We start from the raw sequence: 25,277 nt of genomic DNA, 5'->3' as shown, positions 1-25,277 counted from the left end.
AGACTATTATTGTAAATCAATAGGGTGAAAAAATGGTCAACTTAGGATTTGTTATCGCAGAATTCAACAGGGATTTAACATTCATGATGGAAAAAATGGCAGAAGAACATGCTGAATTTTTAGGTGCAAATGTTTCCCACAAAATAATGGTTCCAGGATCATTTGACATGCCTCTTGCAATCAAAACACTTCTTCAAAAAGACGACATCGATGCAGTTGTTACAATTGGATGCGTTATCGAAGGAGATACTGAACACGATGAAATTGTAGTTCAAAACGCGGCAAGAAAAATTGCAGATTTATCTTTAGACTTTGGAAAACCAGTTGCACTTGGAATTGCGGGACCTGGAATGACAAGAATGCAGGCTGAAGATAGAATTGATTACGGTAAAAACGCAGTAGAAGCTGCTGTTAAAATGGTAAAAAGACTTAAAGAAATTCAATAATTTAAAATTAAATTTATAAATCTTTTTTAGTGATTTTATGAATGTTTTAAAAGAAGTATATGCTACGATCGAAAAAAGAATCGAAGAAAAACCCGAAGGCTCTTACGTTGCTAAATTAACAACGGATGGCAAAAAAACTGCAGTAAATAAAATCTGTGAAAAAGTCGGTGAAGAAGCTGCAGAAGTTATTATTGCAGCAAAAGACAACGATAAAGCAGAAATAATTTACGAAAGCGCGGATTTAATTTTTCATACAATGGTCCTTCTTGCAAAATCAGGAATTACCTATGAAGAATTAAGTGAAGAATTCAAGAAAAGAATGAAATAACTTATTTTAAATACTTTTTTAGAATTTTTGGAAAGATTGTACCTTCGATTAAATTCAGAATATCTGTTCTTGTAAGAATTCCAATTGCGATTTCTTCATTATCCAGTACAATTAACCGTCCTACATTATGTTTTTCCATTAAAATTAATGCATCATATATTTTCTCGTTTTTTGAGATTGTGTGTATCGTTTCAGCCATTAATTTTGTCACATTTTCATTTTCAAGGCCTCTTGAAACTGCATCTGCGACATCATGAAGACTCAATACTCCAAGAAGTTTTTTTCCATCCATTACAGGAATTCCACTGATATTTGCATCTGAAAGTAGTTTTGCGGCATCTCGAATCGTTTTTTCAGGAGTTATGTATATCAATTCTTCTTTTATTCCAACATCCCCAACAGTGATTCCTGGAACGCTTGCAACACTTATTACATCCATTAAAAGGATATGGTTTATATCATCTCTTCCAACGACCCTACCCAAAATCACAATTTTGTTGTGGTGCGTTGGCCCAACTTTTACAACATCTCCTTCTGAAAATTTCCTAGTGTCCCCATTAACGTAAATTTTTGAAGAGCATGATTTTTCTCTTGTAACTGTGTCAAATACGATTTTTATGACACTAACTCCTTCAACGAGGTCGTCTCTTTTGTAAATTGGAACTGTAATTTCTTCTTCTGTTTCAAGTCCGAGTGAACGGTAGGTTAAACTCGTTGGAATGTATCCTCCTTTTGGACCTGGAACCCCATCAACAAGATTTAGTGCTCTTAAAGCCTGCATCTGGTTTCTAATCGTTCCTGGGTTTCTACTTAATTTAACTGCAATTTCTGTTCCCTTTACAGCTTTATTTTTTTCCCTATAAATTGAAATTAATTCTTGAAGTATTTCTTTCTGAACTATTGTAAGTTCCATAGTTACACCGTTAAAAATGATTATAAATGGTGATTATAAATAGTGACATATATATTATGGTTTTTAATTGGTATAATAAATTTATGATTTAATTTAAGTAGAAAATCTGCAAAAAAGAGCTTAAATATATTTAAAAATCTAATGATACTGTTTTACAAGGAATGTTCTTTTCTAAATATTTTAAAAATGATTTTAAGCCGTAAACTTCGGTTCCGTAGTGAGTTCCATCGATAACTGTTATCCCTAGTTCTTCTGCAATGATTTTTGAGTGGTGAGTTAAATCTCCAGAAATGTAAACATCTGCAAAATTTGATACATATTTAATAGAATCTTGCGAAAGCCCGTATCCTGAAAGAACTGCCACTTTTAACTGTTTTTTATCATATATGCTTTTAGGAACGACAGTTTGTGGAACTGCGAATATATTTTCTTTCGTAATTTTTAAAATATCTTCAAAAGTTCCATCAAATGTTCCAACTCTTCCAAGACCATCTTCATATAAATTTTTAACATCTTTTAAATTATATAATTCAGCTAAACAGTCATTAAGTCCGTTTTTACAAATATCCAGGTTTGTATGTGCACTGTAAAGTGGAATATCTTTTTTAGTTAATATTTTGAGTTTTTTGTAAATTGGCCCTGTAAAATTTCTTATTGGATCTTTTAAAATCGGGTGGTGGGTAAACAAAAAGTCCACGTTTTCAGATTCTGCTTTTTTTATAACTTCTAAGGACGGGTCAAGTGCAATTCCTAATGTTTCAACTTCCTTTTCAAGGTTTAATCCAACCTGAAGGCCGATATTGTCCCTGGGTACGGCAAGTTCTTTTGGAGCAAACTTTTCAATTAGTTCTATGATTTCAAAAGCTTTCATTTTTTCCACCCTGTAATCACCTGTAATTCTTCAAATGAAAATTTTAAAGACCCGGTTTGTTTCGCAACAAATCCTAATTTTTCCATTTTTTCAATGGTTTTATTTCCATCGGTAAGTGATGATTGAAGAATCTGAATAATTCCATCTTTTTTTAAATAGTTGGCTACTTCATCTAAAAACTTATCCAAAACTTCTCTTCCGTCTTTTCCGCCATCAAAAGCGTAATTTAAATATTTTTCTAATTTTTCCTCGTCAGAAGTTGGAAGGTATGGTGCATTGAATAAAATTACGTCAAATTTTTCATCAATATTTTTGAAGAGGTCGCCTGTTTTAAAGGAAAGTTTTTTGGAATCAATTTCGTTTAATTCTGAATTGATTTTTGCACACTCTACTGCATATGGATTTATATCGATCCCAATAACTTTTAAAGCACCCTGTTTTACGGCATTTATTGCCTGAATTCCGCTTCCAGTTCCCACGTCAAGGACTGTTTTATTTTGTACATCGACTAAATTTTCTATTAAAAGTTCGCTGTCTTCCGCAGGAACGTATACTTTAGGGTGTGTTTTTATCTTTATCCCATTTATTTCAATTATTTCTATCATAATAATCTATTTTTTACATTTTCCAGATTTCATCGCCAATAAAATGAATGGTTTTGATCGCTTTTCCTTTTTTTTCTTCAACCATTGTTTTTCCATCCATTAAAGCTTCTCCAACAGATAATGGCTTTTTGTGAGTTACGTCAACTACAAAAACAATGTCCCCTTCTTTTATATCTTCGTCAGCTCCGACGATTCCAGGGGCCATAATGTCTGCACCGTTTGCGATGAATTTTACAGCACCCATGTCTACAATAACCCTGTTGTTTTCAATATCCATTTCTAAAAGGAATTTGAGTGTTGGAAATATTCTCCCGCTGTTTACCATTGCAAGAGGAGTTCCGTCTAAAAGGATTATTTCGCCTTCTTCGGTTACAGCTTTTTCAACAACTGCTTTTTTTGGAATTATTTTTTCAACGTCAAAAATATTTCCAAGTTCTTCTTTTAATTCCTTTAATTCTTTCTTTTTTAACATGTATCTTCTTTTTATTTCCATATTTTCACAGTTAAATATTTTTTAAGATTTAAAAACAGTTTAAAATAGTGTTTTAAAGAATAAGTAAGTTTAGGTTAAGAAAAGTAAATTGGGGAAATCTATTTTATTTATTCTATAATTTCGTAACATGTGTTTCTCTGTTTTGGAATTCTTCCAACTGCTAAAACCATGTCTTTTAATTTTTCTTCGCTCATGTACGTTCCGTAGCTTCCGCCAGCAGCTTTTGAAATGCTTTCTTCCATTAAAGTTCCACCGATATCGTTTGCACCACAATTCAATGAAATCTGGCTTAATTTTGTTCCAAGTTTTACCCAGGAGGTTTGTATGTTTTTGATATAATCTTTAAAGAAAATTCTTGAAATTGCGTAAACTTTTAAATCAAGCATTCCAGAAGCTCCACTTTTTACTCGGTCCATGTGGTGAAGTGGCGCATTTTCATGTAAAAAGGTTAATGGCACAAATTCTGTAAAACCGCCAGTTTCTTTTTGGATTTTTCTTAAAATTGATAAATGTTCTGCAAGATGCTTATTTTCTTCGATATGGCCGTACATCATTGTGCAAGTTGTATTAATTCCAGTTTTATGTGCAGTTGATACAACATCAATCCATTCAGAAGTTTTTAATTTTGTAGGGCAGATTTCAGACCTTACTTCATCATCCAGAATCTCAGCAGCAGTTCCAGGCATGCTGTTTAAACCATTTTCTTTTAAAATTTTTAAAGCTTCTTTTACACTTAATCCCGCATTTTCTGCAGCGGATTTAACTTCCATTGGGGAAAATGCATGCACATCAATTCCCCCATAGGTTTTGGTGATTTCTTTGACTTTTTTTAGGATTTCAGCTTGAAAATAGGTATCAATTTCTTTTAAAAGGCCGCCTTGAATACAAACTTCAGTAGCACCCGTTTTTCTAGCTTCGAGTGCTTTTTTAGCAACTTGTTCAGGACTTAAAAAAAACGCGTTTGGATCGCCGTGTTCTGCTTTAAATGCACAGAATTTGCATGTTCCACTACAGACATTTGTAAAGTTAATATTTGCATTAACAACGTAAGTAACCGTGTCACCTGCAATATCCTTTCTAAGAGAATCTGCAAGTTTCAATATATCAAAAAAGTTTTCAGTATCTTCAAATAATTCAACGCAGTCTTTTTTTGAGATTTCTTTTTCTTTAAAAGACATCAAATCCATCAAATCACCAATCGATCTATAAATATCTTCAAGACTATTTTTTAATATTTAAATATTTCGATGATATTAACTGCTAATTCAGGACTAAATCATTAAAAAACGGAAAATAGGGATTTTATTCAATTATTTCATAAAGTGTTGTTCTTTCTTTTGGAATTCTTCCAATGCTTGTAATTGCATTTCTCATTAAATCTACGCTTGCATCTTCATAGATACTTCCTGCAGCTTTTGAAACTTTATCTTCTACTAAAGTTCCACCAAGATCGTTTGCACCGGATTTTAAAATTAACTGACTCAATTTCGTTCCAATTTTTACTCTTGGTGCCTGAATATTTTTGATAGTTTCCTTAAATAAAATTCTAGCAATTGCATAGAGTTTTAACTCATAAAGTCCAGATGCACCGTCTGTAACTCTTCCGGATTTGTAAAGGGGCGTATTTTCATGTAAAAATGACATTGGAATAAATTCTGTAATACCGCCGGTTTCTTTCTGGATTTCTTTTAAGATTGATAAATGATCTACAATATGTTTGTATTCTTCAACATGACCGTAGATTATTGTAGAAGTTGTTTTAATTCCGGTTTTATGCGCAGTTTTCATGATATCTATCCATTTTTTAGTAGACATTTTCAAAGGACAGATGTCAGATCTTACTTCATCATCGAGTATTTCAGCAGCAGTTCCAGGAATTGTTCTTAAACCTGCTTCATTTAACATTTTTAAGGCTTCGTTTATACTAAGTCCTGCATTTTCGGCGCCATTTAATATTTCCTGTGGGGAGTATGCGTGGGTATATATTCCACCGAGTTTCGAAGTTGCGCTGTTTACTTTATTTATTGTTTCAACTTGGAAGTGTGTATCGACATCAGGGTGAATTCCGCCGTGGATTGTAACTTCTGTAAGTCCTGATTTTTTAGCAATAACTGCTTTTTTAGCAATCTCATCCGCATCCAATTTGAAAGCTTCGGGGCTGTTTTTTGAAACGCTGAATGCACAGAATTTACATCCCATGGTACAGACGTTTGTGGTTTCGATATTTGTGTTTTTTACAAAAGTAACCGTATCCCCGACAATATCTTTTCTAATGGAATCTGCAAGTTTTAAGATATCAAAAAAGTTTTCTGTATCTTCAAATAATTCAACGCAGTCTTTTTTTGAGATTTCTCTTTCTTTAAAGGACATTAAATCCATCAAATCACCGGATAATTTCTAAGTTCCAATTGGGCTTTTTCGTATATAAAATTGAGTATAGCTAATTAATACGTTAATTGGGGTAATACGTTTATTAATCGGTCAAAATTTCGCTGTAGCTCCTTTAATATATATAATTTTCTATTTATTGAGAATAGAAAGTACATTATATTGCTGATTAGTAATTATACTTGTTATATTAAAACTCTAGAAATAGGAAGGTGGCAGAATGAAATTTGGTATCGAATTTGTTCCAAACGAACCAATAACCAAACTAGCATACTACGTTAAATTAGCAGAAGACAACGGATTTGAATTCTGCTGGATTACAGACCACTACAACAACAGAAACGTATACATGACCTTAGGAAACCTTGCAGCAGCAACAAACAAAATCAAATTAGGTCCTGGTGTTACAAACCCATACGTAAGAAGCCCTGCAATCGCAGCATCCGCAATGGCTACAGTAGATGAATTATCAGGTGGTAGAGCTACATTTGGTATCGGCCCTGGTGACAAAGCAACATTTGATGCATTAGGTATTGAATGGACAAAACCTGTCGGAACCATCAAAAAAGCAATCGCAGACTTTAAAGAATTAACCGCTGGAAAAAGAATGGCAGAAGGTGCACAACTTGCAGTTAAACCTTCAGCAAAAATTCCAATTTACATGGGAGCACAAGGCCCTAAAATGTTAGAAACCGCAGGAGAAATTGCTGACGGTGTTTTAATCAACGCTTCAAACCCAAAAGACTTCGAAGCAGCAGTTCCTTTAATTAAAAAAGGAGCAGAAGCAGCAGGAAGAAGCATGTCAGAAATTGACGTTGCAGCATACGCATGCATGTCAGTAGACAAAAAAGCAGAAAAAGCTAAACAAGCAGCAATCCCAGTTGTAGCATTCATTGCAGCTGGTTCACCTCCTATGATCTTAGAAAGACACGGAATCGACCCTGCTAAAGTTGATGCAATCAGAGCAGGATTGAAAGAAGGAAACTTCGGTGCAGCATTCGGAAATGTTGATGAAAACATGTTAGAAGGATTTGCTTTATACGGTACACCTGAAGAAGTTGTAGAAAAAGTAAAAGCATTAGAAAAAATGGGTGTAACCCAAGTTGTTGCTGGATCCCCAATCGGACCAAATAAAGACAGCAGCATCAAATTAATTGGAAAAATCATTAAAGAATTCCAATAATTAAATAACTTTTTTAAATTTTTTAAATTTCAAAAAAAGAGTTTTATTTTAGTTTTAAAGGTTTATTTGGCCTTTGATTTTTCAATGTATTTTTCAATCATTTTAGCTTCGATTTTTGAAGTTATTCCTAGTCTTTCTAAAACAATTTCTGTAAGAAGTCTTTTTAAAATTTCTTTTCCTTCTTTTGTATCATCAATTGTTCCCAATTTTTTTGTAGTTCCTGGAGACTTTAATTTTGTTAATGCTCCTGAAATATCTTCTTCTTTAACTCTTCCCTTTTTCTTTTCGTATATTTCATCAGCAATTGCCCTGAGTTTTTCCATGTCAAACGGCAAAAAATCTTTTATTTTTATAGAGAGTGTTTCTTCGATCGAAGCTAAAACTCTAGCAATTTCTTCGTTGGATGTATTTTCATCAATTTTGATTTTTTTAGAAACGTACCATTTTCCTTTTTTAGCGTTAAACTGTATCCGTTCTTCAGACATAAAATCACCTGAATAAAACAAGTTAATATAATCGTAAAATTATATTCTGTTTAAATTATATAAAATAGTTTCAATTGAAATCAAAACAATTTAAAAAGAGTAAAATAATTAGTTCATTTCAAGAGTTTTTTTCAAAATCGGGCTTTGAATTTCTTCTACAGAAATTTCTGAAATTTCTACAACTTTGATATTTGCTCTTTTTACAGCATGTTTGCTGCCAATTTCTGAATACATGGTTTCTAAAGCATCATTTTCTTTTAAAACGTTGTATTCTTTTGTAAATACCATTGGTTCATCTTTTCCAACGATTTCTCCTTTTATTCTTACGATTTTTGCCATATTATCACCAAAATAATATTAATCTATTAAATCTAGAGCTTCTTCAATTTTTAAGATTTCAGGACCTGACGTGTCGCCTCCGACAACAGCTCCTTTGGTGTTTGCGAGAATGCACGCGCCAACTGAAGTTACGCCCCTATTTGCAGTGCCTCTTTCAACATAGTCCACTCTTAAAATGTCTTGAATCCATTCTAATTCTAATTCATCAGTTAGTGGGTGAACCAGGCATCCTTTATCGGTTGCAACTCCATTTGAACCAACTGTTGGGAGTTCAGCGTAGTTTCCTACTCCGGATTCTACGTCTAGTACATCCTCAATAGTTTTTCTAAATCTGGATAATTCTTCCGAAATTATGCATCCTTTATTGTTAGTTAATATTAAGTTACCAAATGCCGTGTTTTTAGCTTTAAGTCTTTCTAAATTAACGTCCAGACTGTTTTCTTTTAAAAACATTTTAATTAATTCAAGTTCTTTTTCAGTCGTTATGTTAGGTACTAAAAGTCCGTTGGAGTTTCCAACACATAAGGAGCCTATTAAAGAGCTGTTTGAAATGTTTAATTGGGTTGCAGGAATGTCGAGTACGTTTTTCATACGTTCCATCGTTTTTTGATCAACTGAAAGAGGAAAAAACCCATAATCTTCAGTTGCGAGTGAATGTACTCCTGGTGTGGACACTCCAGAAAAATATGTTTTCATTATCATAGTACCACAGTGTTTCTAAAGAAAGAAGCAGGTAGATTATTCTACTAATGTTGCTTTAACAACATCTCCTTCTTTTACAACTTTAACTCTAACTTTAGCAGGGATTTTGTTTAAGCTTCTTTCCCATACTTTTTCGTTTATTGTATTGTCAAGTTTTACAATATCTGATTTCATGTGTTTCTTCAAGAACTCCCTAATTGCCCTTATAGCTCTTGGAGCTCTTTTTGTTGTAGGGCTTTTGTTTGTTACGTCTCTCAAAGGGATTGTATAGATTCTTTCTTCTTCCATAGTATGCACCTCCGCATGGATTAAAAAATGTATAAATATTAAATCATATAGAATATGAAAAAACAATATTTAAATATTTTGGTGAGCGGGTAACATGGAAGACTACACAAAAGCAGAAATTTTAATCGAAGCCCTGCCTTACATCTGTAAATTTCACGATCAGAAGATTTTAATTAAGTACGGCGGCCACGCTATGGTAAACGAGCAGGCAAAGAACTGGATTGCAAAAGACCTCGTGCTTTTGAAATATGTTGGCATAAACCCGATAGTAGTACACGGTGGCGGCCCTGAAATCAATCGTGCGATGGAAAAAATGGGAAAAACCCCTGAATTTATTCACGGGCTTCGTGTAACTGATGAAGAAACACTTGATATTGTTAAAATGGTTCTTATTGGTAAAATAAATGGCGACATTGTTTCAAAATTAGAACGATACGGCGGAAAATCTGTCGGTCTTTCTGGAAAATCAGGTCAATTAATTAAAGCAAAGAAAAAAATCCAGTATTTAATGAAAGACAGTCAAAAAATCGAAGTAGATCTTGGAATGGTCGGGGAAGTCGAACACGTCGATACAAAATTAATAGACATACTGGTTGAAAAAAGGTACATTCCGGTAATTTCACCAATAGGTGTCGATCACCAGGGAAATGACTTGAATCTAAACGCAGACATTGCTGCAGGAGACATTGCGGGTGCAATGGATGCAGAAAAACTTATAATGGTTACCGATGTCGATGGAATAATGGATGATATAAATGATCCGTCTACACTTCACAGAAGATTAACCATTCCTCAAATTGAAGACATGATTGAAAAAGGACTTATTACTGGCGGTATGATTCCAAAAATTGAAGCATGTATCAATGCATTAAACAAAGGCGTTCAAAGTGTGCACATAGTAAATGGAAAAACACCTCATGCAGTTCTTCTTGAAATTTTCACGGAAGATGGCGTGGGTACAATGGTCGTAAGAGAATAACTTTCTTTTTTTAATTTTTCAAACTCTTTAAATTCTTCTTTTATCTGAAAAATATATCTATTTATTGGTCTATTTGGATTAAAAAAGATTTAAATTTTTAGATTTAAATTATCTTTATATAGGATGTATGTCTATGTAGTATCATCGGAAAAGGAATTCCGGTTCCTTCCGAGACGCACCAACCAAATCACTATATCGCACCATTAACCTTAAAATAGCCAAAAACCATTAAAAAACCAAATAACCGACATTACCTTGTTGAAAAATAAGGTAATATACCCCTATTTACAAAATATTAAATGACCTATAAAAATCGAAATTTCATACGCGTGAATCATGATTACCACTTTATCAATCTTAAAAAATATCAAAGACACGAAGGGGTGTTTAAATGAAAAAAATTGAAGCTATAATCAGAATAGAAAGATTGGATATCGTAAAAGGTATTCTTTCTGAGAATGGCTTTTTAAGTTTGACAATTTCTGAAGTAAAAGGAAGAGGAGTTCAGGGTGGAATAACTGAACGATACAGAGGAACAGAATACGTAGTTGACCTTCTTCCGAAAGTTAAACTTGAAATGGTCGTTGATGATAAGGATATTGACGAAGTAATTACAATAATTCGTGAAAATGCAGAAACTGGAAAACCAGGAGATGGAAAAATCTTTATTATTCCAGTAGAAGACGCAGTAAGAATTAGAACAGGCGAATCAGGCATAAAAGCTATTTAAATTAAAAATAAAATCAGGTGAAAATTATGGCAACGGCAGATTTATTTGCTGACCCCACAAACATCGTAACAGGGCTCAGTACATTGGCAACTTCTGGAGATGTAATGTTCTTAGTATTAATGGGAGTACTTGTGTTTGCAATGCAGTTAGGATTTGCACTTCTCGAAGGCGGTCAGGTCAGAAAGAAAAATGTTAACAACGTAATGATGAAAAACATGGCAGACTGGTTAATTGGAGCAGTTTCATGGCTTTTCATAGGTGGTGTTCTTTCAGTTTCACTTGTTCCTGCGGACTTCTTCAGCTGGTGGGGACAAATATTTACAACAAACTTTGCAAATAATGGAATAGACTTAGCAAACTGGTTCTTTGGACTGGTATTCGCAGCAACTGCAGCTACAATTGTATCAGGTGGTGTTGCAGAAAGGATTAAATTTAAATCATACTTATTAATGTCAATAATCATAACTGCGATACTATACCCGCTGTTTGTGTACCTTGGACCTTGGGGTTCAGGAATGATTCCATTCAACGATTACGCTGGAAGTTTCGTTGTACACGGTCTAGGTGGTTTCTTAGCACTTGGAGCAATTGCGGCTCTTGGACCTAGGATTGGAAAATTCGTTAACAAAAAAGCAATTTCAATTCCAGGACACAATATCCCAATGTCAGTATTCGGGGCATTTGTTCTTGCAATCGGATGGTACGGATTTAACGTAGGAAGTTCATTTGCAGTTGCAGATATTTCTGGATTAGTATGTGCAACAACAACACTTGCAATGGCAGGTGGAGGTATTGGAGCACTCCTAGCGTCAAAAGATGATGTATTATTCACAGCAAACGGTATTGTGGCAGGTTTAGTTGCAATCTGTTCAGGAACGGATGTTGTAAGCCCAATAGGAGCATTAATTATCGGGCTTGTTGCAGGAATTCAGGTACCAATCGTCTACAAAATCGTTGAAAAAATGGGATTGGATGACGTATGTGGTGTAATTCCAGTACACGGTACAGCAGGTATTTTAGGAGGTGTCTTAACAGGTGTCTTTGGAATGGTTGCTCTTGGTGGTGCTGGTGGAGTAAGTTTGGTAAACCAGCTTATTGCAGCAGGATTAACAGTAGTATACGGTACAGGATTAGGATTCGGTCTTGGAAAATTAGTTGGTGGATTCACAGGTGGACTCAGAGTTACTGAAGAAGAAGAAAAAATGGGTCTCGATCTTGCAGAACACAAATTGCCAGCTTACCCTGACGAATAATTAATTTTTTACTTTTTTTTATTGAAAAATAGATACTATTATATATTTTTCAAAATATATTTTTCAAAATGTTGAATATATTTACTATTTTGGCGGTGTTAGTATGAGAAAAATAGAAGCGATATTCAGACCTGAAAGACTTTTAGCAGTTAAAAATGCTCTTTTTGAAGAAGGATTTATCAGTTTAACGCTTACAGAAGTAAAAGGAAGAGGAGTTCAGGGCGGAATTGTTGAAAGATACCGTGGAAACGAGTATTTGGTAGATTTACTTCCTAAAGTTAAAATTGAGATTGTTTCTAATGACAGCGATGTTGAAAAAATAGTTAAACTTATTTCTGAAAACGCAGTTACTGGAAAACCTGGAGACGGAAAAATCTTCGTAATCCCTGTTGAGGATGTAATTAGAATCAGAACTAACGAAACAGGAAAAGACGCTATTTAACTTCTAAAAATATTTTTTATTCTTTTTTTCAAATATTCAAATTTATCTATTTTGATAGGAATATTTATATCAGTTTTATTTTTAAGTAAGAATAAGAATTCCGGTTCCTATATCATACATTTTTCAAGGTATGGGTTTTCCTTAAATTTCGATTTTAATCCTAAATTTCATTTTAGCTGGTTTAGTTAATGGTGCAATAATGAAGAAACTAGAAGCAATAATAAGAATGGAAAGAGTAGGACTCGTTAAAAATGCCCTTTACAAACGCGGGCATGCTAGTTTAACGTTAACAGAAGTAAAGGGAAGAGGAGTTCAGGGCGGAATTGTTGAAAGATATCGCGGAACAGAACATGTGGTAGACCTACTTCCAAAAGTCAAAATAGAGCTCGTAGTCAATGAAAAAGACGTAGACTCTGTAATAAAAATAATTGCAGAAAATGCATATACTGGAAAACCTGGAGACGGAAAAATCTTCGTAATTCCGGTCGAAGACGTATGTCGTGTAAGAACTGGTGAAATGGGTCCAGCAGCTATATAATATTATTAAATTTTAATGGTGCGTAAATATGGTGACGGCAGATTTATTCAATAACCCTACAAATATTATGGATGCGTTAAATACGCTTGCAAACTCAAGCGATGTAATGTTTTTAATTTTTACTGGTGCTTTTATCTTCATAATGCACCTTGGATTTGCAATGCTTGAAGGCGGTCAGGTTCGAGAAAAGAACGTAAACAATGCAATGATGAAGAACATGGGCGACTGGATCATTGGATGTATTTCTTGGCTTTTAGTCGGTTCAGTAATTGCTAGAACATTAAACCCTGCAGATTTCTTTATTTGGTGGGGAAAAATTGCAAGTGCAACTCCATTCCTTTCAAACAATGGGCTGGAACTTGCAAACTGGTTTTTAGGACTCGTATTTGCGGCAACTGCGGCAACTATTGTTGCAGGAGGAATTGCAGAGAGAATTAAATTTAAATCATATATTTTAATTTCAATCGTTATAACGGCTTTGTTGTACCCATTCTTTAGTTATCTTGGGCCGTGGGGTGCAGGAGTAATTCCATTCCACGACTATGCAGGAAGTTTAATGGTTCACGGTGTTGGCGGATTTTTAGCACTTGGTTTAATTGCAGCAATCGGTCCAAGAGTTGGTAGATTCGTAAATAAAAAAGCAATAACAATTCCGGGACACAACATCCCAATGTCGATTCTAGGTGCATACATTCTTGCATTTGGATGGTACGGATTTAACGTTGGAAGTTCACTTGCATTGAGTGATATTTCAGGATTAGTATGTGCAACAACAACGCTTGCAATGGCAGGTGGGGGTCTTGGAGGATGTTTATTCTCTAAAAACGATGTGTTATATACTGCAAACGGTCTTTTAGCAGGAACTGTTGCAATTTGTGCAGGAACTGATATTGTAAGCCCGCTTGGAGCTTTAATAATTGGATTTATCGCAGGATCCCAGGTACCATTAATATTTAAAATTGTTGAAAAATTGGGATTGGACGATGTATGTGGTGTAATTCCTGTACACGCAACATCTGGAGCACTTGGTGCAATTTTGGCAGGGATATTTGGAATGACTGCATTTGGCGGTGTTGGTGGGGTCAGCCTTACCGAACAGATAATTGCAACATTAATTTGTGCAGTTTATGGAACTGGTGCAGGATTTATTCTCGGAAAACTTGTTGGAGCAGTTACTGGCGGTTTAAGAGTTAAAGAATCTGAAGAAAAAGCAGGGCTTGATATTTCAATCCACAAACTTCCTGCATACCCTAAAGAAAACTAAATATTTACTTTTACTTTTTTAGAAATTTATTTTTATATGTTAAAATCAGAGTATTTTTCATGAAAACATTCAATGAACAGTGCTACGACCTTATAATGCAGATTCCAAGAGGAAAAGTCACCACGTACAAGATAATAGCAGAAGCTCTAAATACTAAAGCTTATAGGGCTGTAGGAAATGCGATGAAAAATAATCCAAAAATTTTAACAGTGCCGTGCCACAGGGTTGTAAATTCTAACGGCTACGTTGGAGGATATGTCAACGGGGTTGAAAAAAAGATAGAAATTTTAAAAAACGAGGGGTTGGTTATTTCTGGGGGTAAAATAACCGATTTAAAGAAATATTTATTCGTGTTTTAGGTCTATTATCGTTGGATCTTTATTGGGTCATTTAACTGTCGACAATAATGATTTTAACTGTTTTCAGCAAATATTTTTTTGAGGGGTTTAATATTCATTGTGGGGTATTGTCCACACAGTTTACTATATTTTCATAATATATAAAGTTGCTTAATGGGGAATTTAATAAATATTATTTTTTAAAATCAAAAAAGCCTAATTTTAATACTTTTAATTAAAGATTTATAAGTATAATTTTGTCCAGGGTGGTTTCATGGTCTTTGGAATATTTAAAAAGAAAAAAAAGGCAGTCGAGGACTATTTAAACGATAAAAATGTACTGGAACTTATATTAAATGATTCTAAAGATTGTATTCTTGATTTTACTTACAACTTTATATGGCAGAGTAATTTTGACATCAAAGGTGATGTATCTGGTGGAATATCTTACGAAAAATTAGTAAACCACATAAAAAATCCTGAAAATGTAGTTTATATTAAGGGGGATGTGGGACACCGGTTTTGCAGTTCGATGGGTGCCGATTTAAAGTATTTTGGAGGATCGGGAGGTAAAATTCAAACCGGTACTGTTATTGTTGATGGAAACATTGACACGAGATTTGGGATAAGCATGGTTTCTGGAACTGTTTATTTAAACGAAAAATTTAGCTTAAAAGAGCCCATTGGAAATATAATTGAAGTTGAAAGCGATATTTCAGGATATAAAAAATATATTTCAATCACTGAATTAATGGAATCTAATTCACAAGAAAAAGTTTTAAAACCAAACGTTTTTAAGAACAACGAATTAATTTTAAATGATAATGTAATTAGAGACACGATTGGTGCCAGACTTGAAAATGGATCAAAAATCACTGTAAATGGAAATGTGGATTTGAGCACAGGAATTTTAATGAAGAATGGAACTGTTTTGGTTAATGGAAATGCTGGAAAAAATACTGGATCAGTGTTAAGAGGTGGAACTGTAATTATAACTGGAAACACAGGAGATTTCACTGCTTCTGACATGATATCTGGAACAATAATTATTGATGGAAATGCAGGTAAATTTTTAGGCTCAAAAAAGAAAAAAGGGGTAATTTATGCGAAGGATGGTTCGGCAATCCCTCCTTTAAAAAAACAGTCGTTAAATTCAAAAGATAAAGAACTACTTTCTAAAAATGGATTTTTCGGGGAGTTTGTAAAATTTTAAAATATATTTGAATGTATAAATATATTTTCCCAAAATAAAAAACGAGCTTCAGGCGGGGTTTGAACCCGCGGCCTCCTGCTTACCAAGCAGGCGCTCTACCAGGCTGAGCCACTGAAGCACACTTAAACCTACAATTTGCATATCAACTAACTCAAAAACAATATATAAACTTTTTGGTATTGTTCATATTTTTTATTAATTTTTTTATAAAATTAAATCCAATTTTTTGAAATTATTTAACTCATTAATAAAGTCTATTTTTAGAATTAATCCGAATATCTCTATTTAATCAATATTTCAAACGCTTTTAAAAGAATGAATTTTACCGAAAACTTTATATACCGTAATTCCAATCTAATTAGTGCAACTATTAAAGAAGCCCAGTAGTGTAGTGGCCAATCATCCGTGCCTTTGGAGCATGGGACCGCGGTTCGAATCCGCGCTGGGCTACCATTTTTATTTTAGGCAAATTAATTTATAAATTTAGATATACTATTTTAATTTTTTAAAAAAATAAAAATTATTCTAAGATTTCAAAGTCGATACCGTGTCCAAAGAGGAATAATAAATAGCTTGCAGGAATTTCTGTTGAATTGTGGTCAAAAGTATCTCCTTTTAGTGTTAAAGGATCAAGTTCCTGTTTTATTTTTACATTGTACATTTTTTTATGGAATTTGGCAAATACGCCATGATTTAATGGATCGAACTGGTTATTTTTCAATGAATTATAAGTTATTTCTTTTACCATAAGTCCAGTGTACCCGTGAAGTGATCCAATGGTTCTAAGAAGCCGGATATCATCATCCATAACTTTTTCGTCGAGTTCAAGCCTGCTTTTTACTTTATCGATCGTTTCGTATATTTTCCGCCTTGTATTGTCTTTCCTATTATCGATTTCAGTTTTCCAGTCTGAAGTTTTTTCAAACTTTTTTGTTGCAATCTTGTTTTTATTAAATTCTCTTATCAGTATATTTTTCCACCGACTTCCCATATTCCTTAAATTTAGATTTTTTCCCAAAATATATTCAATAAAGTATCTTCTTTCGTTTTTTCCCCATTTTTCTATTCTTTTAAGCAATTCGGGGTCTTCGGGTTTTAGATATATGTGGTAGCCTCGGTTTCCAGTAAATACTATTTTTAAATCTTTTTTGTCGAGTCCAAAATCAGGAAATAAAAAATCTTCAATTAAAATTAAAACCTGATTTCTAGCTTCACCCAAACACTCTTCGCATATCCATGAATCGTCATGAGTACACTTTTCTGTTTTATGCGTATCAATATCAAATGCAACTTCTCTTTTAAACAGACCTTTTTTTGCAGCGCCCCCAACAATATCTGGGTATTCCATGTAAGAAAGTGATTTATACAAGTGAAATGGGGATTCTTTTAAAACCCAAGCTAAATAGTCTCTTTCTGTGTTAAAAGACATATTTCTATTGTCTACTTTTTTTAACATCCCGTAGCCAATTTCCCTATGACTTAAATCATCAGGAATTTCAAGCCATTTTCGAACAAGTATGGCATATTCAAAGTATTGTTTATATAGGCTCGAAACTTCTTTAAAAACCTTATTTGTGGCAGGATTGTCGTTCATAATTTCACATAACGCTTAATTAACCAAATTAACTTTAAATAATATTGTGATTATCTATAATTAAACTTATCTTTTAAAAATGATTTTTTATTTTTATTTAACTATGGTGTGAAAATGATTTTGGGAATAGATATTGGCGGAGCAAATACAAAAATAACAGAACTTCACGAAAACGGTGAATTTAAGGTTCACCACCTTTATTTTCCAATGTGGAAGAATAACGATAAATTAGCAGAAGTTTTAAAGACGTATTCAAACGATGTATCGCATGTAGCACTTGTTACGACCGCAGAACTTGCAGATTCTTATGAAACAAAAAAAGAAGGCGTAGATAATATATTAAATGCCGCAGAATCTGCTTTTGGTAGTAATATATCCGTTTTTGATAGTAATGGAAATTTTATTTCTCTTGAGAGCGCAAAAACAAATTACATGAAAGTTTCTGCATCAAACTGGTGCGGAACTGCAAAATGGGTTTCAAAAAATATCGAAGAAAACTGTATTTTAGTAGATATGGGTTCAACAACAACTGACATTATCCCTATCGTGGAGGGAAAAGTGGTTGCAGAAAAAACAGACCTTGAAAGACTCATGAATCATGAATTGTTGTATGTTGGAACGCTCAGAACCCCAATTTCACATCTTGGAAACACGATATCGTTTAAAGGCGTAGATACAAACGTTTCTTCAGAATATTTTGCAATAACTGCGGATATTTCGGTAGTTTTGGAAAAAGTAACAACTGAAGAATACACATGCGATACACCTGACGGCAAAGGAACAGATAAAAGAAGCAGTTTAGTTAGAATTTCAAAAGTTTTATGCTCAGATTTGAATCAGATTTCAGAAATTGATGCAGAAAATATCGCAAAAAATTATTATGAATTATGGAAAGAGTTAATTTTAGAAAACGTGGAAAATGTGGCAGAAAAATACGGTTCCAAAAAAGTTGTAATAACAGGACTTGGAGAAAATATTTTAAAAGATGCATTAGCGGATTTTGAAGTAATTTCTGTTGCAGAAAGGTATGGAAAAGACGTTTCCCTTGCAACACCTAGTTTTGCAGTTGCAGAACTTCTTAAAAATGAACTTTAATAACTCAAATTTTATTTTCACATTTTTTTACAATAAAGTTTATAACTATTTAGATAATATATTGAATAAATTTTAGATTACAATTTATTTACATCAAAAATAGAACGGAAAAATAAAACACAGGTGATAATCATGCAAGAAAAAATTGCAGTTTTGGCATATTCTGGAGGGCTTGACACGAGCTGCTGTTTAAAATTACTCGAAGACAAATACGACTACAAAGTAATTTCAGTAGCAGTTGATGTAGGCCAGCCTGAAGACGATTTAAAAGAACCAGAAGAAAAAGCAAAAAAATTCGGCGTATTAAAACACTACACAATCGATGCAAAAGAAGAATTTGCAAAAGATTACATTTTCAGAGCTATTAAAGCAAATGCACTTTACGAAGGATACCCATTATCAACCGCTCTTGCAAGACCTTTAATTGCTATAAAAATTGCAGAACTTGCACAAGAAGTTGGAGCAAGCGCAATTTCACACGGATGCACTGGAAAAGGAAACGACCAGTTCAGATTTGAATCAGTAATGAGGGCAAAAACACCTGAAATTGAAATTGTAGCACCAATCAGAGATTTAAACCTTACAAGAACTGAAGAAATAGCATATGCAAAAGAAAAAGGTATTCCAGTTCCAGTAGACTTAGAAAAACCATTCAGTATCGATGAAAACTTATGGGGAAGAAGTATTGAGGGCGGAATTTTAGAAGACCCTATGACCGAAACTCCAAAAGAATGTTTTGCATGGACTGTTGACCCAACAGATGCGCAAGACAAAGAAGAATACGTAGAAATCGAATTTGAAGAAGGAGTTCCTGTAGCAATCAACGGGGATTCATTGGAAGCAGTTTCATTAATAAGAAAAGCAAACGAAATTGCAGGAAGAAATGGGGTTGGAAGAGTAGATATTGTTGAGGATAGAGTTTTAGGTCTAAAATCAAGAGAAAACTATGAATGCCCCGGTGCAATGCTTTTAATAACTGCACACAAAGCTCTTGAACAGCTCGTTTTAACAAGAGAAGAACTCGTATTCAAAGAAATGGTTGACGCAAAATACGCAGATTTGGTATACAAAGGACTCTGGCACGAACCATTAAGACTCGATTTGGATGCTTTTATTGATAAAACACAAACAAGAATGAACGGAAAAGTAGTTTTAAAACTCTACAAAGGTTCAATGAGAATCGCTGGAAGAGAAAGCAAAGATGCAATCTACAACGAAGAAATGGTTTCATTCGAAAACAAAGAAATGGACCAGAGAGAAATTGTTGGAATGGTTAAATTCCACGGTCTCCAAGCAGCAATCTATGAAGGATTAACAAGAAAATAATTACTTTTTTAATTATTTTTTTTAATATTTCCCCTTTTAAAAATTTATTTTAAATTTCCACGTGATATTATGAACATTTTTACTTCAAAAGGTACAATAAAGTATGAAAAAGAAAAAATAATAAAATTAAGTTCGGAAATGTTTCCCGACGATCTCTGCGAGCAGTGCGGAAGGTGCTGTATAATCCACGTTTTTAATTCAACCGAATGCAGTGAACCTGAAGTTGTATACTGCAACCACCTTGATACTGAAACAAAACGCTGTAAAATTTATAAAAACCGGTTTAAAAAAGAAAAAAAGTGCCTTTCAATGCTCGAAGCTATAATGGTTTCTGCACTTCCAAAAGACTGCCCTTATGTTAAAAATTATGAATCTTATGAAGAACCGTGGTTTTACGACTGTTTAAGGTCAGAATCAAAAGATTAATGATAAAATATCGTAAAATATATGAATTAATATTGTAGTGGATGTAGATTTCCTCTCTTTTATCATTCCAAGGATATAGCTTATTATAAATACATCTAAAAGTACCATTGATGATAGATACTGGGCGTGAAGACTTGCAAAAAGTAAGCTTGTATAAATGTTTCCAAATCTCGGCTGTAACGCCCCTCTAAACATTACTTCTTCGCTTATTCCAACTATTATTGATAAAAATACTATTTTTAATGGCGTAGATGCTGAAGTTTTTATTGTACTTACAACTTCATTGACATTTGAATTTTCAACAACAGCCTGTTCTGCAATATGTTCTGAAATTGCCGGATCCATTGACTGGAAGACATATATAAAAAAGTCAAAAAGTCCCCATATAAATTTATCAACCATTAATAGAAGGATTACTCCAAAAATTGCGTATTTTAAGGATGGACGTTTTATATCAAGCCTTTTAATAGACTGTTTTAAGTTTTTTCTCGTTCCAAAGCCTATTCCAACAAATGCGTAGACTAAAATTATAAGCTGAAATGCGGCAATATCTAATATTTCTAAAAAGTCAGAAAGGATGATTATAAGACCTGCTCCCGATGCAAAAGCGATTATTGGATTTAATAAAATGTATGTAGAAAGCGAAAGTGAAATCTTATGAATCGGATTGTCAAACGAAAGATCCATTTTTAAAAGTTTTGTAAATTTTTCAAAAAAGACCTGATTTCTAATCAGTAAAACGCTCAAAAAAGAAGCAGCATAAACAGAAAGTCCAAAAACATAATTTACATCAGACATAAAATATATCGAAAAGAAAAGTACTGATAAGTTGAAAACAAAAATAATGTCAAGAGTACGTTTTTCAATAAGTTCCAGATTAAATGCACGGATTAAATTGATCCAGTATATAACTAGACTAATAAAAAAATAAAAGAATCGAATGAGTGATTCGATCATCTTTATCACTGCTTAACTACTGGGGTTTCCGATAAAAGCCCACAGGTATTAAGGGAAGACGTGAAACACTTATACTCTTTCTGCGAAAGCGAATTTTTCTTTTACAGCGGTAACTTTAACGTTAATAACGCTACCTTTTTCTGCGTTAGGTACGAAAACAACGAATCCATCGATTCTAGCGATTCCGTCTCCACCTTTACCCATGTCTTCAATTGTTACTTCATATTCTTTTCCTGCTTCAACAGGAACATTTTTCATTGCGGGTTTACCGAAAGCCATATTTATTCACCTAGTATTATATACATCTCTTATATTGATGCAATATTACACTGCTTTTGATAGTATATATAAGTATCTGAGTTCATTATTTGAGAACTTAATATTAAATACGTTTTAAATTTTAAAAACGATTTATCGGTGGTTAAATGATTAGAGAAGTGTTTTCCTCAATTATGGGGGAGGGGAAGTTTATTGGTAAAAGATTTATTTTTGTGAGATTTAAAGAATGCCCCCTTGACTGCATATATTGTGACGAGCCAAATGCTCCAGGGGGAACTGCAAGAGTCGAAGAAATTTCCGGATCAGGCGAATTTATGGAATATCTAGAAATTGAACATGAACTTATCGAAATTATTGAAAAATTGAGGACTCCTGACCTTTTTGCAGTTTCTTTTACTGGAGGAGAACCTCTGGTATATTCAAATAAAATAAAAGAATATTCTGAGATTTTAAAACATAAAGGTTATAAGACGTTTTTAGAGAGCAATGGAATGTTTCCAGAACGATTGGGTAGCTACGATTATGCTTCAATAGATATAAAGTTGCCAGAACACTTTGAAAATAAAGACGACGATTTCTGGTATGGATTGTATAAAAAAGAACTTGAAACGATTGAAAGACTCTATCTGGCAGGAACTGACGTTTATGCAAAAATTGTCGTGTTTGAAGAAACTTCTGAAGAATTAATTGAAAGAATTGCAATAGATTTATCAAAAATTGGAAATATAACGCTATGTATTCAGCCGGTATCACCAACTGATAAAATAAAAACAACTACTTCGAAAAAAAAGATATTTGAATTAATGGCCATTTGTGGCAAGTATGTGGATGTAATGTGCACGCCACAAATCCACAAATGGATGGGAATGTTATAATAACTGGTTAATATTTATTAATAACCTTTTAATTTTTCTTTTAAAGAACTAATTCCCGTTCTATCGATTGTATCGCCAAATCTTTCATGAGAATCTGCATTTTCCTCGAAATAATCCATAATCTCAGAAACTATCTTTTCAAGATTTGGAGCATCGTATATTCCTATATTTTCGCCAATTTTATATTTTTTACCGAATTTTCCGCCAACGGATATCAATACACCATCTTTTAAAGAAATACATTTTCTTTTGCACGATTCCCCGCATTTTCCGCAGTTAACGCACTTTTCATAATCTATAACTGCTTTTTTATCAACGATTGTGATTGCATCGACACTGCAGGATTTTAAGCACAGTGTGCATCCATTACAGTTTTCTTCATTTATTTTTGGTATTCTCTGTCCAATAATTCCTACATCGTTTAACTGCGCTTTTGCACAGTTATTTGGACATCCTGAAATTCCTATCTTAAATTTATGCGGTAATTTTTTTCCAAAAAATAATGAATCAAGTTCGTTACAAATCTTTTGACTGTCAATAAGTCCGTGAGTGCAAACAGTTCCCTTACAAGCGACAAGGGGCCTTACAGTGTTTCCAGTTCCACCGGATATCAGGCTTGAATTTTTAAGTTCTTCTTTTATTTTAGGTATATCTTCGTAGTTTATCCAAGGAATTTCTACACAAAGCCTGACGGTGAAACTAATATAATTTCTACCGTATTTTTTTGATATTTCTGACAATTTGTCAATTTTTTCTGAATCCATGCATCCTGCATCGGTTTTTATTCTTAATGCAAAATGTTTTCCATCGTTTTGAAGGATAAAACCTTGCATTTTCAGATTAGCTATTTCATTTTTGTTCATATTACCATCTAAATTAGTATTTGGGTTTAATAAACTGAATATTGTTTTATAATCTAAAACGGCATTTTATAAATCTATCTGATAAAAATATTTCATGAATTTCTGAGAATATATGTCATTCTTTGGCATCAATCAAAATCTAGCGAAATATAAAAATAATATAAAAGAGTATTATCTGGTAACGTGGTGATATCATGAAAAAAGAACTCATACTTAAGGCTTTAAAATTAAGGGATATGGGTTTTCCAAGTGGGGATATTGCAGAAGAACTAAACATATCAGTTAAAACGGCATTATATCTTACACTAAATGGTGAAGAACTTTTAAAGGCTGAAGAAAGTCCTAAAGAGGATTCTGAAAAGTTGGATATCTTTTTAGAATGGGACAACGTTCGGGCTTCATCAAGAAGGCTTAGAAATATTTCAAAAATAATCTGCGACATGCTTTCAGATGTTGAATTTGACGGTGTTGTCGGAATTTCTTCAGGCGGGGTTCCTCTTGCAACGCTGATTTCGGATGAACTTGATAAAAATTTCTCTATATATGTTCCAAAAAAACACATCCATACTGAAAAAGAGAAAACAACAGGATTTATCGGTCAAAACATGTCCAGTATTGTTGGAAAGGACGTTATTATTGTTGATGATGTAATGACATCTGGAAATTCTGTAAAAGAAACAATAAAATACTTAAAAGGTATTGCTAACCCTAAAAAAGTATTCGTGGTAATGGATAAAAGTGGAATCGATGAAATCGAAGGCGTTAGTATAGAACACTTGTTTAGAACTGGTGTTGTTGATATTAAAAAATAATTTTTTATATTTTTTAAAATAATTGAATAAATACTTGGATTAACCTATAAAAAATAATTTTTCAGAGTATATTGGCTCTTTTATATTCAATAATGTATATAAATGACTTTTTTCATAATAGGATAACCTAAAGTTGGAGGCTTATCATGTGCGGAATTATCGGATTTATGAGTAGAACTGGAAGACTTATCAGTGGAGACAGGATTGCTACAGCCTTGAATTGTTTAAAGGAAAGAGGAAATGGTGAAGGTTCAGGTTATGTAGGATATGGAATCTACCCAGACTATAAAGATGACTATGCAATACACGTTTTTTTAGATGCAACCAAAGATTACGATAAAATTAGACACGAAGTCGAAGAAGTTCTTGTAAAATACGGATACATCTTAAAAGATGAAGAAATTCCAACAGAAGAAGGAATTATCAAAAAAGAACAGGTTTCGTGGAGATTTTTCTACAGGTTTGATGAAAAATACAAATCAGTCGAAGAAGACATGATGGTGGATATCGTAATGGATATCAACGCTAAAATCGACGGAGCATTTGTATTTTCAAGCGGTAAAAATATGGGCGTATTTAAAGCCGCTGCATGGCCTTTAGAAGTTGCAGAATACTTTAAAATTGACCAGTACAAAGGTTTCCAATGGCTTTCACATGCAAGATACCCTACAAACACGAAAGGATGGTGGGGAGGTGCGCACCCATTCAACCTGTTAGGATGGTCTGTAGTTCACAACGGAGAAATTACAAGCTACGGTGCAAACAAAAGATACGTTGAAAGTTTTGGATACAAATGTAAACTTTTAACCGACACAGAAGTTGTTGCATATCTCTTCGATTTACTCATCAGGAAACACAAAATCCCTGTAGAATATGCAATGAGTGCATTAGCTCCAAGATTCTGGGATGAAATCGAGAGTATGTCCAAAGAAGATAAAAAAATACACGAAGCAATCCGTATGACCTATGGCGGTGCAACAATGAACGGTCCTTTCGGAATTGTTGTTGGAACACAAGAAGGAATGGCTTTCATGAATGGTGAAGTCGAAGAAGGAAATACAATGGTTGGTTTAACTGACAGAATTAAATTAAGACCATTAGTTGCTGCAGAAAAAGATGACTTGTTATTTGTATCAAGTGAAGAATCAGCAATTAGGAAAATATGCCCTGAATTGGATCGAGTATGGATGCCAGACGCAGGAAGAATGGTTATTGCAAAATTAGAGAAAAAAATTTAATTTAAGTTAATAAT

At 33.5% G+C, this 25,277-nt stretch carries 31 protein-coding genes and 2 tRNA genes; 18 read left to right on the top strand and 15 right to left on the bottom strand.

The annotated features are described in order from the left end of the window. Nucleotides 1-32: 32 nt before the first annotated feature. Both ribH and hisE read left to right on the top strand, forming a co-directional pair. Entirely contained in the window at nucleotides 33-446 is a 414-nt protein-coding gene (gene ribH / locus MMJJ_RS05185; RefSeq protein ID WP_104837965.1) for a 6,7-dimethyl-8-ribityllumazine synthase, read from the top strand. Nucleotides 447-483: 37 nt separating this feature from the next. Then, the gene (gene hisE / locus MMJJ_RS05180; protein ID WP_104837964.1) at nucleotides 484-774 is read left to right on the top strand and encodes a phosphoribosyl-ATP diphosphatase; all 291 of its coding nucleotides are present in this window, start codon (nucleotides 484-486) and stop codon (nucleotides 772-774) included. Between the two features lies 1 nt (nucleotide 775). Here hisE and MMJJ_RS05175 read toward each other — a convergent pair whose 3' ends face one another. The 6 genes from MMJJ_RS05175 to cofH (MMJJ_RS05150) all read right to left on the bottom strand — a co-directional run bounded on the left by MMJJ_RS05175 (nucleotide 776) and on the right by cofH (MMJJ_RS05150) (nucleotide 6,035). Next, entirely contained in the window at nucleotides 776-1,687 is a 912-nt protein-coding gene (locus MMJJ_RS05175; protein WP_104837963.1) for a CBS domain-containing protein, read from the bottom strand. A gap of 130 nt (nucleotides 1,688-1,817) precedes the next feature. Then, complete coding sequence (locus tag MMJJ_RS05170; protein ID WP_104837962.1) at nucleotides 1,818-2,558, bottom strand: Nif3-like dinuclear metal center hexameric protein; 741 nt, start codon at nucleotides 2,556-2,558, stop codon at nucleotides 1,818-1,820. After that, nucleotides 2,555-3,163, bottom strand: a complete 609-nt coding sequence (locus MMJJ_RS05165; protein WP_104837961.1) for a HemK2/MTQ2 family protein methyltransferase — start codon at nucleotides 3,161-3,163, stop codon at nucleotides 2,555-2,557. Before MMJJ_RS05165 ends, MMJJ_RS05170 begins: the two co-directional genes overlap by 4 nt. A gap of 13 nt (nucleotides 3,164-3,176) precedes the next feature. After that, nucleotides 3,177-3,656, bottom strand: a complete 480-nt coding sequence (locus MMJJ_RS05160; protein ID WP_011169999.1) for an RNA-binding protein — start codon at nucleotides 3,654-3,656, stop codon at nucleotides 3,177-3,179. Between the two features lie 107 nt (nucleotides 3,657-3,763). Then, nucleotides 3,764-4,843 (bottom strand): 5-amino-6-(D-ribitylamino)uracil--L-tyrosine 4-hydroxyphenyl transferase CofH, encoded by a 1,080-nt coding sequence (cofH, locus tag MMJJ_RS05155; protein WP_104837960.1) that lies wholly within the window; start codon nucleotides 4,841-4,843, stop codon nucleotides 3,764-3,766. A 115-nt stretch (nucleotides 4,844-4,958) separates the two neighbouring features. After that, on the bottom strand, nucleotides 4,959-6,035 hold the full coding sequence (gene cofH / locus MMJJ_RS05150; RefSeq protein WP_104837959.1) for a 5-amino-6-(D-ribitylamino)uracil--L-tyrosine 4-hydroxyphenyl transferase CofH: 1,077 nt from the start codon (nucleotides 6,033-6,035) through the stop codon (nucleotides 4,959-4,961). 229 nt (nucleotides 6,036-6,264) lie between these two features. Here cofH (MMJJ_RS05150) and mer point away from each other — a divergent pair, with 229 nt between their 5' ends. Then, nucleotides 6,265-7,227: a 5,10-methylenetetrahydromethanopterin reductase gene (mer, locus tag MMJJ_RS05145; RefSeq protein WP_104837958.1), complete on the top strand. Its 963-nt coding sequence runs from the start codon at nucleotides 6,265-6,267 to the stop codon at nucleotides 7,225-7,227. A gap of 62 nt (nucleotides 7,228-7,289) precedes the next feature. On the opposite strand, the gene MMJJ_RS05140 is transcribed toward mer, so the two are convergent. From MMJJ_RS05140 to MMJJ_RS05125, 4 genes are all read right to left on the bottom strand, one after another. Beyond that, a complete protein-coding gene (locus tag MMJJ_RS05140; RefSeq protein ID WP_011170003.1) occupies nucleotides 7,290-7,712 on the bottom strand; it encodes a DUF2666 domain-containing protein in 423 nt (140 codons plus the stop codon). A gap of 108 nt (nucleotides 7,713-7,820) precedes the next feature. Further along, nucleotides 7,821-8,051: a 50S ribosomal protein L18Ae gene (rpl18a, locus tag MMJJ_RS05135; protein WP_011170004.1), complete on the bottom strand. Its 231-nt coding sequence runs from the start codon at nucleotides 8,049-8,051 to the stop codon at nucleotides 7,821-7,823. An 18-nt stretch (nucleotides 8,052-8,069) separates the two neighbouring features. Continuing rightward, nucleotides 8,070-8,753 carry a translation initiation factor IF-6 gene (locus MMJJ_RS05130; protein ID WP_104837957.1) on the bottom strand — a complete coding sequence of 228 codons (684 nt, stop codon included), beginning with the start codon at nucleotides 8,751-8,753 and terminating at the stop codon, nucleotides 8,070-8,072. Between the two features lie 36 nt (nucleotides 8,754-8,789). Next, nucleotides 8,790-9,041 carry a 50S ribosomal protein L31e gene (locus MMJJ_RS05125; protein WP_011170006.1) on the bottom strand — a complete coding sequence of 84 codons (252 nt, stop codon included), beginning with the start codon at nucleotides 9,039-9,041 and terminating at the stop codon, nucleotides 8,790-8,792. A gap of 94 nt (nucleotides 9,042-9,135) precedes the next feature. Between MMJJ_RS05125 and argB the strand changes: the two genes are divergently transcribed. The 8 genes from argB (at nucleotide 9,136) to MMJJ_RS05085 (ending at nucleotide 15,798) form a co-directional block, all read left to right on the top strand. After that, entirely contained in the window at nucleotides 9,136-10,020 is an 885-nt protein-coding gene (gene argB / locus MMJJ_RS05120) for an acetylglutamate kinase (RefSeq protein WP_104837956.1), read from the top strand. Nucleotides 10,021-10,411: 391 nt separating this feature from the next. Further along, the gene (locus MMJJ_RS05115; RefSeq protein ID WP_011170008.1) at nucleotides 10,412-10,750 is read left to right on the top strand and encodes a P-II family nitrogen regulator; all 339 of its coding nucleotides are present in this window, start codon (nucleotides 10,412-10,414) and stop codon (nucleotides 10,748-10,750) included. A 26-nt stretch (nucleotides 10,751-10,776) separates the two neighbouring features. Then, nucleotides 10,777-12,003, top strand: a complete 1,227-nt coding sequence (locus MMJJ_RS05110) for an ammonium transporter (protein WP_104837955.1) — start codon at nucleotides 10,777-10,779, stop codon at nucleotides 12,001-12,003. A gap of 103 nt (nucleotides 12,004-12,106) precedes the next feature. After that, complete coding sequence (locus MMJJ_RS05105; protein WP_104837954.1) at nucleotides 12,107-12,445, top strand: P-II family nitrogen regulator; 339 nt, start codon at nucleotides 12,107-12,109, stop codon at nucleotides 12,443-12,445. 199 nt (nucleotides 12,446-12,644) lie between these two features. Continuing rightward, entirely contained in the window at nucleotides 12,645-12,983 is a 339-nt protein-coding gene (locus MMJJ_RS05100) for a P-II family nitrogen regulator (protein WP_104837953.1), read from the top strand. 28 nt (nucleotides 12,984-13,011) lie between these two features. Continuing rightward, a complete protein-coding gene (locus tag MMJJ_RS05095) occupies nucleotides 13,012-14,247 on the top strand; it encodes an ammonium transporter (protein ID WP_104837952.1) in 1,236 nt (411 codons plus the stop codon). A 59-nt stretch (nucleotides 14,248-14,306) separates the two neighbouring features. Continuing rightward, a complete protein-coding gene (locus MMJJ_RS05090; protein WP_104837951.1) occupies nucleotides 14,307-14,606 on the top strand; it encodes an MGMT family protein in 300 nt (99 codons plus the stop codon). A gap of 253 nt (nucleotides 14,607-14,859) precedes the next feature. Next, a complete protein-coding gene (locus MMJJ_RS05085) occupies nucleotides 14,860-15,798 on the top strand; it encodes a hypothetical protein (RefSeq protein WP_104837950.1) in 939 nt (312 codons plus the stop codon). A 44-nt stretch (nucleotides 15,799-15,842) separates the two neighbouring features. Here the strand turns inward: MMJJ_RS05085 and MMJJ_RS05080 are convergent. Continuing rightward, nucleotides 15,843-15,916 (bottom strand) — tRNA-Thr (locus MMJJ_RS05080). 259 nt (nucleotides 15,917-16,175) lie between these two features. Here MMJJ_RS05080 and MMJJ_RS05075 point away from each other — a divergent pair. Then, nucleotides 16,176-16,251 (top strand) — tRNA-Gln (locus MMJJ_RS05075). A 67-nt stretch (nucleotides 16,252-16,318) separates the two neighbouring features. Here the strand turns inward: MMJJ_RS05075 and priS are convergent. Continuing rightward, on the bottom strand, nucleotides 16,319-17,392 hold the full coding sequence (priS, locus tag MMJJ_RS05070; RefSeq protein WP_104837949.1) for a DNA primase catalytic subunit PriS: 1,074 nt from the start codon (nucleotides 17,390-17,392) through the stop codon (nucleotides 16,319-16,321). A gap of 114 nt (nucleotides 17,393-17,506) precedes the next feature. On the opposite strand from priS, the gene mfnF reads away from it, so the two are divergent. The 3 genes from mfnF (at nucleotide 17,507) to MMJJ_RS05055 (ending at nucleotide 20,239) form a co-directional block, all read left to right on the top strand. After that, on the top strand, nucleotides 17,507-18,487 hold the full coding sequence (gene mfnF, locus MMJJ_RS05065; protein WP_104837948.1) for a (4-{4-[2-(gamma-L-glutamylamino)ethyl]phenoxymethyl}furan-2-yl)methanamine synthase: 981 nt from the start codon (nucleotides 17,507-17,509) through the stop codon (nucleotides 18,485-18,487). Nucleotides 18,488-18,619: 132 nt separating this feature from the next. Beyond that, nucleotides 18,620-19,813 carry an argininosuccinate synthase gene (locus MMJJ_RS05060; protein WP_104837947.1) on the top strand — a complete coding sequence of 398 codons (1,194 nt, stop codon included), beginning with the start codon at nucleotides 18,620-18,622 and terminating at the stop codon, nucleotides 19,811-19,813. A gap of 69 nt (nucleotides 19,814-19,882) precedes the next feature. After that, nucleotides 19,883-20,239, top strand: coding sequence for a CxxCxxCC domain-containing protein (locus MMJJ_RS05055; RefSeq protein WP_104837946.1), 357 nt, complete (start codon nucleotides 19,883-19,885; stop codon nucleotides 20,237-20,239). Here the strand turns inward: MMJJ_RS05055 and MMJJ_RS05050 are convergent. Then, the gene (locus MMJJ_RS05050; RefSeq protein ID WP_244901524.1) at nucleotides 20,228-21,037 is read right to left on the bottom strand and encodes a CPBP family intramembrane glutamic endopeptidase; all 810 of its coding nucleotides are present in this window, start codon (nucleotides 21,035-21,037) and stop codon (nucleotides 20,228-20,230) included. The genes MMJJ_RS05055 and MMJJ_RS05050 overlap by 12 nt on opposite strands. Nucleotides 21,038-21,265: 228 nt before the next feature. Beyond that, nucleotides 21,266-21,475, bottom strand: coding sequence for a TRAM domain-containing protein (locus MMJJ_RS05045; protein WP_011170020.1), 210 nt, complete (start codon nucleotides 21,473-21,475; stop codon nucleotides 21,266-21,268). Nucleotides 21,476-21,621: 146 nt separating this feature from the next. Here MMJJ_RS05045 and MMJJ_RS05040 point away from each other — a divergent pair, with 146 nt between their 5' ends. Continuing rightward, a complete protein-coding gene (locus MMJJ_RS05040; RefSeq protein WP_013998555.1) occupies nucleotides 21,622-22,350 on the top strand; it encodes a 7-carboxy-7-deazaguanine synthase QueE in 729 nt (242 codons plus the stop codon). Nucleotides 22,351-22,367: 17 nt separating this feature from the next. Here the strand turns inward: MMJJ_RS05040 and MMJJ_RS05035 are convergent, their stop codons facing one another. After that, nucleotides 22,368-23,213, bottom strand: a complete 846-nt coding sequence (locus tag MMJJ_RS05035; RefSeq protein ID WP_104837944.1) for a 4Fe-4S binding protein — start codon at nucleotides 23,211-23,213, stop codon at nucleotides 22,368-22,370. A 194-nt stretch (nucleotides 23,214-23,407) separates the two neighbouring features. Between MMJJ_RS05035 and MMJJ_RS05030 the strand changes: the two genes are divergently transcribed. Then, the gene (locus tag MMJJ_RS05030; protein WP_011170023.1) at nucleotides 23,408-24,025 is read left to right on the top strand and encodes an orotate phosphoribosyltransferase-like protein; all 618 of its coding nucleotides are present in this window, start codon (nucleotides 23,408-23,410) and stop codon (nucleotides 24,023-24,025) included. Nucleotides 24,026-24,171: 146 nt separating this feature from the next. Beyond that, nucleotides 24,172-25,263, top strand: a complete 1,092-nt coding sequence (locus tag MMJJ_RS05025) for a class II glutamine amidotransferase (RefSeq protein WP_104837943.1) — start codon at nucleotides 24,172-24,174, stop codon at nucleotides 25,261-25,263. The last annotated feature ends 14 nt before the right edge of the window (nucleotides 25,264-25,277 follow it).

Origin of the sequence: Methanococcus maripaludis (assembly GCF_002945325.1) — an archaeon.
GTDB classification, from domain to species: Archaea; AGJL01; Methanococci; order Methanococcales; family Methanococcaceae; genus Methanococcus; species Methanococcus maripaludis.
This window is presented reverse-complemented; position numbering and strand designations above follow the sequence as displayed.